Genomic DNA, 10467 nt, shown 5'->3' on the forward strand with positions numbered 1-10467 from the left:
CTACGTTTGATTGGTTTTGGAAAAAAAGAAGAATTTAAGAAAGTGCTCGCAATTTTAAGAAAGAAAAAGCCTGATAGGACAAGGGCCCTATGAAATTTGTCGTGTACAGAGAAAAAATAGTTAAAAATAAATAAATTAAAATAAGTTATTTTTAATAATAAAAGCTAGATATATCTGGCTTCTCAGTGATTGATTGGATTTAGATATCCACTTTCTTAAACAAGAAGAAGGGTAAATTCCGAATAATCATGATGATGATTGCCCATTTGCCAGGTGTGTAGAATATTGCAATAAAAAAAACCCGGTATCCTGCCAGGGTTTTATAGCGTTTATTCTGGTTTCAAGCCACAAAAGAGTAAAGACGATTCATAACTCAATAGTCAAAGTTGAAGAAGTGTTCTGGGAAACAAGAAAGGAAGGCTTTTTGAATGTCGCTGTATTCACCTTCTGGATGTTCCTCTAGATAACGTCGAGTCCAAATGACTGTTGCTTCATAGTCGTTAAAGCTCGGGTCGAGTTGTAAAAAAATCCAGAGTTCATGTGCTTTTTGAATGAAAAAGTCATTGATGATCATGAGGGCAATTTTCTTTTCAGCGTTTGAATTAGGGTATGAGTACATAGTATGTCTCCTATAGAGATGATAAATAGTTTCGTTGATAAACTATTTATAACAAATAAAATAATGTGTTTACCACATAATTTTATGTGTTTTTATGTAAATATAACCCTATGCTATAATCTCAAAACACCATTTCTATAAATTTAATTAAATGCCATATACTGAATTTCAACGTCTTGTCGGTAAAGCAGGGCTTTCAATTAAGGAATTTGCTGCCTTATTGGATATGAAACCTAATTCGATTACGAATTACAGTAAACAAGGTGTGGTTCCTACACACATTGCTGTAATCGTTGCGTTGATTTCTACGATGAAAGATGAGGGATTAGACTTCTTTCCAATTTTTGAAAAAGTTAAGTCGTATTCACAAGAATAAAACTCTCGTTTTTTGATTGTTTTAAGCTGTTAGTGATGACGTAAAAAATGCCTGAAATTCAGGCATTTTTTTATTTTGAGGTACTTATAAACCTCAATAGAACTTTTCAATAAAGTTTCGAGTTTTGAGAACCAGAATGTTCATCAAAGTACCTTACGTTCTGAGATCTTAGGACGAGCAATCGATAAACCGGACATTTCTATTTTGGAGTTACACCCGAACTGCGCATAAGAGATTTTATGTTAAATGAAAGTGGTATATTTTTAAGCAGAAATAGCTTCTCCACCTGTTTCCATACTTAAATCATCTCCTGGTTCCCAACGTTCAAACAACTGAGCTTGCTTATATGTCAAAGTTTCATCGGAAACTGATAAAACATTTTTTAATAAGATGCAGTCTTTGTTGGTGAAATTTTCTTCAGGCATAGATTGTGTAAAAATTTTTTTAATTTGATCTGATACAGTTTGAGCAACAAGCTTATTCTTTTGTGGATCATCAATGGTACTGTAAAGTACCAAAATAGTTAGTTCGTATTGTGTATGATCATCATATAAGTGCTCTTTGTAGTTTAAGAGTAAACCTATGATTTCATTAGAACTATTTTTATCCAAGAATCGCTTAATTTTTTTATTAATGTCATGCTCGCGCATTAAGTCATTAAAAGTATCTGGAAAAGCTGCTCGGTCATATCGAGTAGTTAGCCAACGTTTTATGATTCTTTGGTTAGTTTCATTTATTTCATAATTTGGCGCTGGAATCAGAGCTAATTCAGCTATTTGGGTTTTTTCAATAGCTATCTTTGCTGTCATTTTTACTTCAAGACATACTAATGGCGCTGTTTCTAGTTGTACGTGTAAAGTCCTATTATTTTTTCCATTTGAAAAAGAACCATCACATTTTTTATTAGTAATGGTCCCAATAAGAAGCTCTAAAGTTGGCTCTGCTTGAAGATTAGTGTTGGCAATATCACAAGAATGAGAAATTATTAATCCAATGGAGTTGTCCTGAGCGTTAATCCCTAATTTGACTAAATCATCCTTACTAACAATTGAAAATTGTTTCCATTCAGTATTACGTTGCCAACACACAATAAGGTTATTCCTATTAAATTAAAGATGAAAAACTACATTCTTTAAATCATTACCAAACAAACGATTTAACTCATCTCTTTCCTGTTGTTCATTTTTCAATATATCAACTAAAAGAGATGCGTATCGTTCACCATCTTTATGCTCTTTAACTAAATCGATTAAATTCTTACTATTTTCAATAACTCTTTCAGCATAAATTGAGCCTGAAAAATTATTTTTAGCAAGAATCATAGCGGCCTTATCTATTTCATTTAATAGCAACAAGTTATGTTTGCTAGGTTGGGCTTCTCCCCGAAGCCATTTATAGATACTTTGTCTTGATACATCAAAGTATTTAGCTTGTTCAATAATTGTAAGGCCTAAAACGTCTTTAATAGTTTGAAATTTTTCAGTTAAATTACTTTTTATTTCAGATGTATGTGTCTCAGACTCACTATAAGTGTAATCATTGATTTGATAAGCTGTAGACGATGAATAACGGGTGATATATCCCCCCATCATTGTGCTACAGAGTAAAATTACTGCATATAGTTTTACTAAAAGAGATGCTTCAGAATCTAAATCCTCGTTATATGTGAAATGTGTAGGTACGAGTAAAGATCCACTATATGAAGTGTAAGGATTTATATTGTATGTGCTCATAATTTTTCTTTTACAATGTTATTTAATTTAGATTTTAGGCCTGTGTGAAGCTTTTCAAACTGTTCTTTTAAAAATAGTTCGTTATTTTCTGATCTACCAGTCCAAGAAGCATCGATATCTACCATTGCATGTAGGTTTTTAAAACCATCCATTACATCAGGTTTAATTAGAGAGGTGCTATTAATATCTGGAGGAAATCCAACTTCACTATTTTGTACAATTATTCTTGATAATACATGTACTTGATCGCTATTTATGCATAAATTTTCATTGTAGTTATGTTGGAACTCATTTCCACTACTTGTATACAATCCAAGAACAGAATTTGAAATTTGAGAATCTAAAGTATTTTCTTTTCTGTGAATAAAAGCATTCAAGGTTCGGTAACCTAATCTTTCAATCAATGAAATGTTTTTTGGTAGATTGCTAAAAATCTTTAATAATTTTTGACTTAGATCATTAAAAGAAGAATAGTTAACTGTTTGAATAGTTAATGATTTATTATTAAAAATGAAACCTTCATCAGCATTTATGTTAGTAGCTGATAAAACTTTCGTATCTCTTTCCGTTGGTAGAGGTAGTCCGTTTTGTATAGTTATGTCTATCTGTTTTTGATTAGATTCTTTGATATCTGGATATCCAAATGATCTAAAAATCTCCTTCAAATCTCCTACGGCATGCTCATAATTGATTTCGTTAAATCTTATTTGAGCTATAGCAAAATAGATAGGATCAGATTTTTTCATAGTTGGCTCAGAAAATCATAAATTAATATAGGTTTACACTTTAGTTTACACTTTTATTTTTTAAATAGTAATTTTTTAAAGAAATGAAACTATTTTTTAGACAAAATTAATTGGATATACGCTTCTAAATTTATAAGTTTTCCTAAAATTAACATAATACACCTTATGCGAAGTCAAAAATGGGAGCCTAAGCTCCCATTTTTACTGATGTTTTTTTAATTCTTTTAGCATGGCAGTCCGCAAGATTTCATTCATGCGTGTCTGATAACCTTTACCTTGTGCTTTGAACCATGCAAGTACGTCAGCATCTAAACGAATAGATGTTTGTTGCTTCACTGGTCGATAGAATTGATTGTGGCGTACAGCATTGCTCCAGTCTTTAATTTCAGGAATATCTGATAGGTCTAGTTGATCGTCAGGAAGCATTCCTTTAGCAAGCAAGCGTTCAATTTCAGCATCTTGCTTGTCGCTGAATTTTTCATTCAGTTCTTTGCGTGAGTGTCTAACCATGCTCATATTTATCTCGCTCCGCTTTCGTGACTTGTCTTGCACTAATGATTCTTATGATTTCACAGTCATCTTCATCAAAGATAGTGTGAGCTACTAGTAGCATTAGTACGCCTTTTACTTTTCCAATGGTTTGCCAACGTTCTTCACCATCGGTATGTCTGTCCTGAATTGAGATCCGTAATGGATCATCGAAAACAAGGCTTGCAGTTTCGAAAGAGATATCATGCTTTTTCTGATTCTTTCGATTCTTAGCCTCATCCCATTCAAAATACTGTTCCATAAAAAACATTCAAATTTGTATATACAATAATGTATCACAAAATTGTATTACTCAAGTTGAGAAGCGTAATTTTTAGTCGAAATTATTGGCAAGAAGTATCAAAATTGCTCATAAAAAAGCCGACTTGTTTCAAAATCGACTTTTTGGGCATTTTTGGAGTTTTCTTGTTTAATTAAGTGATTGATATTTATATTAATATACAAGTGTATTGCGTATAAGCTCCATTATGTTAAATAGTTGGATGAATTTTATAAAAATCGGTATAGTAATAGTATCTTTAACTTAAAATATAAAAAGTGTATTTTTGAAAAAAACATTGTATATCAATATATTATCATTTATTTTGACATCATTATCTTTATTCTATCAGAGATATATCCCTGTTAATCGTATAGTTGTCGATAGGGTGGAAGAAGTAGATAGACTTGCAGGAGGTTTTCCCTTTGTATTCTTAATTGATGGAGATTTCACTTCACCTGGTAACAATATAAGCGTGTTATTTATTTTTTGGGATTTAGATGAGTTCCTTCTTCACTACTTTATCTTGGACTACTTATTTTGGCTTAGTTTTCTGTTGATTTGTTATTTATATCTCAAAAAGAGAAAAAATCGAGTCTAATCTATCTTGTAGCGTTCCTAAAATTAACATAATACACGTTATACGAAGTTAAAAAATCGAGTCTAAAAACTTAATTTTTATGTATTTTTTTAAAATTAAGACCTAGGCCAGTGCCTAGTTTTTTTATTTCGTATAACAGCCATTATGTTAAATAGGATTGTTTTGCTTTAGCTGATAGAGATTAATAGAATAGAAAAACCAAAAATACTAAAAGAAATCTTAAATGCTTAGTAAATTAAATAAGTTATTCGGTCTTATAGGCTTAACATCGCTTTCTACGATAAGTTGCGCCCAACAAAATCAAGAAGACGTTTGGCAAAATGTATATGACACTAGAACTCAGTATTATGAAAAAAATATAGGTCAATTACCTAATGATATTTTGAAAATAGTCCACATGGCTGGTGTATGGCCTGGTGGGGGGTTATATGTAATTCCGGCAGACAAAATTGGTAAAAATATTTTTGTGTATTCTACTTTTGGATTTACAAACTCTGATATGCCAGCTCAAGCAACTGTTTCTGATGTAAAAGTTGAGAAAGATCATTTAGGGCGAACTACTTCAAGTTCGGCAACTTTAAACTCGAAATCACCAACCTCTACTCCTTCTGGTGCAGCAGGTTATGGATATGAATTAATATTAATGACTAGAGAAAAAAATGAAGAATGGCCACTTTGGTTTTTACAATGGGCGGCCCAAGCTGAATTATTAAATGATGCGGGTATTTTAGCAAGAGTTGAAAAATATAATGGGCTGACTATTGAAGCTATACAAGTTGGTGAAAATGCTAATGACAAAATTAATGTTTTAATTACAAAAGCACAAAAGCCTCTACCTCTTAGTACACAGCTTCCAAATGGAAAAATGGAGTTTTTAGTTGCAACAGTTATTACCGATGAAGAAATGAAATGGTCTATGACAAATGGGCGGAATGAGTTACTTAATAAGCTTATAAAATCAGGTGTTGGTCAAATCAGTGATCGTAATAGATCCTCTGTTATAACTAATTAGTTTTCCTAAAATTAACATAATACACCTTATACGAAATGCGTTATAATCATCCTTATAATTCAAAGCTGTATTTCCTAGTTGATAGCCCATCTTCCCCAAGTTGGGTTTTTTTTATGATTTTTCACGTTCCACGCCTATTATTTGATCAATGTTCCACAACTTTGTTCATATCAGTTAAACAATCGTGGTTAATCATAGGGTCTAAAAAAACGGCTCCAAAAGCCTCTTTTCGGCTGCTCCGGTTCAACGTGATCCGGCACCGGAATCCGCTTATTTTTTGTTTTTTCCGGGGTAGTTAATCCGTCATCTTTCGCCTGAGTTTGAATCTCAGTTTGTACAGGAGGTTCTTTTTTTTGGGTAGTCAATCCATCATAGTTCGACTCACTTTTTAAGCTAGTGTCTGTTGCTGTATCTGATTTTGGATCGATAGACTTAGTTGTATAGGCTCTTGGAGCTTCTAATAATCGTTGTATCGCTTCAATTTGTTCATCCTTAACGTGTAATTGATCATTCTTGGCTTTTAATTCCTCACGTTGAAACTGCTCACGCTCATGCGCCTGTTCAAGCTGTTTTTGAAGCATGTAAACCTGTTGTTCTAGCAGGTGAACTTCTGACAACTTTCGTGTTTCGGTTGTCTGTGAACTGTTCACATTTCTAGACGGTTCACCAAAAACTCGAATAGCTTCGGAAAGATCAATTTTACCATCACTATTCTTACTTAAATTACCTTTATTAACTTGCTTATAAATGGCTTGACGAGTTATTCCATACAGGTTTGAAAGCTCAATAACAGATAGTGATTTCATCTTGTAATTCTGGTTGTCTATTATGTGAACCAAGATACATCAACAAACAGTCAACCGCTACATACACAGTCGATCTTTATGCCTTAAAGCCTAAATTTTTAAGATGAGGAATGAGTTGTTTTTGTTGTATTGGATCTCGCAGCATATCTTTAATTTTGATAGCTAAGTCATCATAACTTTCACCTTGTTGTGCCAGGTGAGATAATTCATGTAAGCGTGAAAGCTGATTACCAAACATATTAATTTGTGAATCGGTTAATTTATAAAAATTATTCTGTTCAGATTTATGCTCAATACTTTTTGATTTTTCTTTAAACGTGAATTGAATGTGTGTGACTTTTCGGCCTGTTTTTATTTGCTCGTAAGATACATTCAAAGGGCTATGTTCATTGATTTGATCTACAGCTGTATCAATAACCCATCTTTTTAAATCAGCAGATAATGGATATCTTTTTCCTAGCTCCAACATACCTCTTAGAGATTCGATGGAAATCTCCCGTTTTCCTATTGAACGGTATTGGCTTAATAACTCATAAATACGAATAGCATAGGCACTACTCATACCAGCAATGTCAGATAGTGAATACTTAGTGAATTCACGACTTAGATTAGAAATGAAAGGTAAAATTTCTTTAGAAAACCTAATTCCTACAACGCTTTTACTTTCTAAAAATCGTATGGATTGAATCCATCTCATTTTGATTGATTCATCATTAATGGCTAAATTAATTGATCTGTCATATAAGCGGTTTACACCATCTTTTAGATCTCTATAAGCTGTTTTTTCATGAACCCCAAGTTTTTTTAAGTCATCAATAGTTACGCGATAAATTTCATCATCTGTAATGTCTTCAGCCCGACTAATTTTACTAATCGCTGCTAACACAATACGCTGTTCTGTTGAGCTGAGTTGATATGAAGCCTCGATAACTTGATTTGATTTAACTACTAGTTCTTTTTTAGATGGACTCATCATTTTTATTTCGAAAACTTAATTATGAGTACTATAATTCTCTCATAGTTAGTAGTCAATCCCTCATAGTTAAGTAGTCAATCCCTCATAATTAGTAGTCAATCTCTCATAATTAGTAGTCAATCCCTCATAGTTAAGAGCTGAAAGCCTTGTTTTTAAGGGCTTTCAGCCTACCTAAAATATTTAAAAGATTTAAAATTAATTAAAAAGAGCAAATTGAAAAATTGCCCTTGGTTTTCGCTACGCTCAAACTCTATTGAACTTCGCTAAAGCTCAGTTCGTCGGGGCAATTTTTTGGCTTATTCCGTTATGACTTTGAGAAAAAGCAAAATCAAAAGCAACTCGGAATTCGCTTCGCTCATCATTTTTTTATGCTCGCTTCGCTCGGCCTAGAAGCAAATTGAATCTGTTCGCACCCTTCGGGATGCTCTGTACCTCCGTCTTAGCAGCAAAGGGGGAACTTGTAATCAGAGAAAAAGCATGGCGAAAATTTTAATTGTGTCTGTTCGCTCGTAGACACTCGCTCTGTAAAGCCTGAATAAATCCAGATAATTTAAAACCCCGGACCACCGTAATCATAATCATCAGATTTTGGCTTTTGCTGTTCAGATTGAACCAGTTTAGAGGGCTTATTCTGCGTGGGTAATGGATTCTTTGGTGGGGAATACACGTCAAACTCAAAGCATGGCGTTGAGTTATGCTCTGAATCCCTCAATTTTCGATTCATGTTATGAATGTTCCAGCCTTCTTGTTGCAATATAGGCTCTTGGGTTTTGATAATTTCACTAAAATCTTTTTTCAGTTTTTCCTTATTTTTCTGATTCTTCACTAAATAATTCAGGTAATACATCACTTCCAATGATGAAAATGGATTGTTTTCAGCACTATAAAAATATTCATGTTGTTGATCTAAGCGTTTTTGGCGTTCTTCTAGTTCTCTTTCTTGCTGGTTGTGCTGTCTGATTTTCTGGATTTCAGCCAGGTATTCCAACGTTTCATTCTGTTTTCCTACACCGAGTTTGGGTTCGGGGATATACATCGTGCCGTGAAGTTCATTGTACTTTTCATAGCTGTCAGCAGAAACTTGGTTTTTGATGCTGATCTCTTGGCCGTCAATCTGGTAGGTCACAGTAGGGCAGTGCTCGGCTAAAGCATCATTGAGGTGGTTTTCCCATTGTTTCCGGATATAGATCAGGAAAGCTGAATAATCATCATGACCATTTTGGAGTTGGATTTTCTTGGCACCGCCTTTTGCCGGATCTTGAGGATTGTAGCGTTTAAAGTACTGTTCTACTGTGCGTTCAATGCCGTCATCGGCTTTGAGGGAAAACATGAGGTGGCAATGGGGCTGTTCTTCGCCACTAATGCGTGATTTTACGTTGTGTATGGCGTATGAATGTGGATAGTTGAAGGTAGCTACATGTTTGTCTAAAAACGTCTCTATGAGCGTTTTACGCTGTTCTGGCGTGAATTCATTTGGTAGGGCAATTTCATACTCCATATAGGCCTTGGCATTCGCTCGTTCATAAGTATCTGCTGCATGCCAAAATTCGATTGGATCTTTAACGAAAGAAGGCATACAGCGGCCAGGCTCAACATGTTCCAGCACCTCATTACTGTTTTTGCGAACCTGCTCATACTGCATTAGCCGTGCAATGTAGAGGTAATGCTGAATGGCGTAGCCTTTATTTTTACTTTTGACGCTGAAATGATAGCTGGCCATGCTTACCTCTGTTGGGTTCTAGACCGGTTTTTATGTAGTGAAACGGAATGAAAACCGCCCGGATTTGGAATGCCTGGATGGCTGAAAAATCCGGTTGAAGGGGGTCAAGGGGGAAGCGCCCCATTGCGTACTAGTTTCTCCGATCAGGAGAAACTGTCAAGTGCGAATTTAGCGGCAGATGATATGACCCAGGAAAAAGCAAAGAAAAGAGGCAGACCAGCTCAGTTACTTCAGGTAGCGGAATTACATGCTTTCGTGGAGTTTTTATTAGAAAAAGATCCTCGTTCTAAATTAGAAAATCAAGTTGTCGATGCACTACAGGCTGAAGATTTCGACTTTGAAATGTTGTCTGAAGCTCAACAGATCTTAGTGAAAGAGGCCTTAAAACCTTATCGTGAGCACATGAAGTTAAAGCTATTGTTTGATGAGTTGTCTGAAAATCCAAAACGTACAGACTATGAAGAAAAGTTTGTGCAGTTGTATCAGGGATATCAGAACAATGAACTAGATCCAACAAAGACAAATATTTTGAAAACGATGTGTACTCGTTATCTAAAGTTTAAAGCACAAAAATTGGAGTATAAGGATTTAGAACTGTACTTAAGCCAGATTCAAAAAAAAGAAATCAATAAAAAAAGAACAGCAGCAGATCATCGAAAATATCAGTTAGGTGGCGCTGTCATTGCTGCTTATAAAGAATTGGGTCTTAATATTGATACTTTGACACCAGATCAAGTTAGAAAAGCCATTGTAGGAAATAAGAGGATCATAAATAAGATCGAAAAATCTATAATATTTGAGCAGATTGAGGCGAATCTTGAAACGTTTCTCTTCAGTTGGCCAATATTTTTTAAGGTCATTGATAAATTAGCAATGATTGAGTATGAAGGTGAAATTGTTCCTGAGTATATAAAAGCAATTATGTCATCTTTATCAGAGTGTCAATATAAAAAATAGCTTTGTACACGACAAAAAAAGATAACTCATTGAAATAATGGCATAATACTTGTTTTCTGACGACGAATATGATGACACATTTCAATGAGTTACATCTCATCTTAAACAAATAT

At 34.1% G+C, this 10467-nt stretch carries 13 protein-coding genes; 4 read left to right on the top strand and 9 right to left on the bottom strand.

The window, feature by feature from the left end; genetic code table 11:
- Positions 1-373: 373 nt before the first annotated feature.
- Positions 374-619 (bottom strand): hypothetical protein, encoded by a 246-nt coding sequence (locus tag ACSC97_RS16715; RefSeq protein ID WP_004728465.1) that lies wholly within the window; start codon positions 617-619, stop codon positions 374-376.
- Between the two features lie 151 nt (positions 620-770).
- Here ACSC97_RS16715 and ACSC97_RS16720 point away from each other — a divergent pair, with 151 nt between their 5' ends.
- A complete protein-coding gene (locus ACSC97_RS16720; RefSeq protein WP_005249015.1) occupies positions 771-995 on the top strand; it encodes a hypothetical protein in 225 nt (74 codons plus the stop codon).
- 263 nt (positions 996-1258) lie between these two features.
- On the opposite strand, the gene ACSC97_RS16725 is transcribed toward ACSC97_RS16720, so the two are convergent.
- The 5 genes from ACSC97_RS16725 to ACSC97_RS16745 all read right to left on the bottom strand — a co-directional run bounded on the left by ACSC97_RS16725 (position 1259) and on the right by ACSC97_RS16745 (position 4264).
- Positions 1259-2083, bottom strand: coding sequence for a hypothetical protein (locus tag ACSC97_RS16725; protein WP_005000593.1), 825 nt, complete (start codon positions 2081-2083; stop codon positions 1259-1261).
- Positions 2084-2104: 21 nt separating this feature from the next.
- Entirely contained in the window at positions 2105-2728 is a 624-nt protein-coding gene (locus ACSC97_RS16730) for a helix-turn-helix domain-containing protein (RefSeq protein ID WP_005000591.1), read from the bottom strand.
- Positions 2725-3474 (bottom strand): TIGR04255 family protein, encoded by a 750-nt coding sequence (locus ACSC97_RS16735; RefSeq protein WP_005000590.1) that lies wholly within the window; start codon positions 3472-3474, stop codon positions 2725-2727. The genes ACSC97_RS16730 and ACSC97_RS16735 overlap by 4 nt, the downstream gene beginning before the upstream one ends.
- Positions 3475-3675: 201 nt before the next feature.
- The gene (locus tag ACSC97_RS16740; RefSeq protein WP_005000589.1) at positions 3676-3990 is read right to left on the bottom strand and encodes a BrnA antitoxin family protein; all 315 of its coding nucleotides are present in this window, start codon (positions 3988-3990) and stop codon (positions 3676-3678) included.
- Positions 3977-4264 (bottom strand): BrnT family toxin, encoded by a 288-nt coding sequence (locus tag ACSC97_RS16745; protein ID WP_004797784.1) that lies wholly within the window; start codon positions 4262-4264, stop codon positions 3977-3979. The genes ACSC97_RS16740 and ACSC97_RS16745 overlap by 14 nt, the downstream gene beginning before the upstream one ends.
- A gap of 304 nt (positions 4265-4568) precedes the next feature.
- Between ACSC97_RS16745 and ACSC97_RS16750 the strand changes: the two genes are divergently transcribed.
- Together ACSC97_RS16750 and ACSC97_RS16755 are read left to right on the top strand one after the other, a co-directional pair.
- A complete protein-coding gene (locus ACSC97_RS16750; RefSeq protein WP_253147432.1) occupies positions 4569-4883 on the top strand; it encodes a hypothetical protein in 315 nt (104 codons plus the stop codon).
- A gap of 223 nt (positions 4884-5106) precedes the next feature.
- A complete protein-coding gene (locus tag ACSC97_RS16755) occupies positions 5107-5895 on the top strand; it encodes a suppressor of fused domain protein (protein ID WP_436662064.1) in 789 nt (262 codons plus the stop codon).
- Between the two features lie 188 nt (positions 5896-6083).
- Here ACSC97_RS16755 and ACSC97_RS16760 read toward each other — a convergent pair whose 3' ends face one another.
- The 3 genes from ACSC97_RS16760 to ACSC97_RS16770 form a co-directional block, all read right to left on the bottom strand.
- The gene (locus ACSC97_RS16760) at positions 6084-6701 is read right to left on the bottom strand and encodes a plasmid replication DNA-binding protein (RefSeq protein WP_005146111.1); all 618 of its coding nucleotides are present in this window, start codon (positions 6699-6701) and stop codon (positions 6084-6086) included.
- 76 nt (positions 6702-6777) lie between these two features.
- Entirely contained in the window at positions 6778-7677 is a 900-nt protein-coding gene (gene repM / locus ACSC97_RS16765) for a replication initiation protein RepM (RefSeq protein ID WP_005146110.1), read from the bottom strand.
- 550 nt (positions 7678-8227) lie between these two features.
- Positions 8228-9397 (bottom strand): MobA/MobL family protein, encoded by a 1170-nt coding sequence (locus ACSC97_RS16770; protein ID WP_436662067.1) that lies wholly within the window; start codon positions 9395-9397, stop codon positions 8228-8230.
- 183 nt (positions 9398-9580) lie between these two features.
- On the opposite strand from ACSC97_RS16770, the gene ACSC97_RS16775 reads away from it, so the two are divergent.
- Positions 9581-10354, top strand: a complete 774-nt coding sequence (locus ACSC97_RS16775) for a hypothetical protein (RefSeq protein ID WP_179990983.1) — start codon at positions 9581-9583, stop codon at positions 10352-10354.
- Positions 10355-10467: the final 113 nt, after the last annotated feature.

The sequence above is a fragment of the Acinetobacter sp. P1(2025) genome (genome assembly GCF_051390655.1).
Classification (GTDB): Bacteria; Pseudomonadota; Gammaproteobacteria; order Pseudomonadales; family Moraxellaceae; genus Acinetobacter; species Acinetobacter junii.

Excerpts from the sequence above, each read along its gene's own strand:
- ACSC97_RS16715 (WP_004728465.1), bottom strand. The coding sequence starts at position 619 with ATGTACTCATACCCTAATTCAAACGCTGAAAAGAAAATTGCCCTCATG.
- ACSC97_RS16720 (WP_005249015.1), top strand. The coding sequence starts at position 771 with ATGCCATATACTGAATTTCAACGTCTTGTCGGTAAAGCAGGGCTTTCA.
- ACSC97_RS16730 (WP_005000591.1), bottom strand. The coding sequence starts at position 2,728 with ATGAGCACATACAATATAAATCCTTACACTTCATATAGTGGATCTTTA.
- ACSC97_RS16735 (WP_005000590.1), bottom strand. The coding sequence starts at position 3,474 with ATGAAAAAATCTGATCCTATCTATTTTGCTATAGCTCAAATAAGATTT.
- ACSC97_RS16740 (WP_005000589.1), bottom strand. The coding sequence starts at position 3,990 with ATGAGCATGGTTAGACACTCACGCAAAGAACTGAATGAAAAATTCAGC.
- ACSC97_RS16745 (WP_004797784.1), bottom strand. The coding sequence starts at position 4,264 with ATGGAACAGTATTTTGAATGGGATGAGGCTAAGAATCGAAAGAATCAG.
- ACSC97_RS16755 (WP_436662064.1), top strand. The coding sequence starts at position 5,107 with ATGCTTAGTAAATTAAATAAGTTATTCGGTCTTATAGGCTTAACATCG.
- ACSC97_RS16760 (WP_005146111.1), bottom strand. The coding sequence starts at position 6,701 with ATGAAATCACTATCTGTTATTGAGCTTTCAAACCTGTATGGAATAACT.
- repM (WP_005146110.1), bottom strand. The coding sequence starts at position 7,677 with ATGATGAGTCCATCTAAAAAAGAACTAGTAGTTAAATCAAATCAAGTT.
- ACSC97_RS16770 (WP_436662067.1), bottom strand. The coding sequence starts at position 9,397 with ATGGCCAGCTATCATTTCAGCGTCAAAAGTAAAAATAAAGGCTACGCC.
- ACSC97_RS16775 (WP_179990983.1), top strand. The coding sequence starts at position 9,581 with ATGACCCAGGAAAAAGCAAAGAAAAGAGGCAGACCAGCTCAGTTACTT.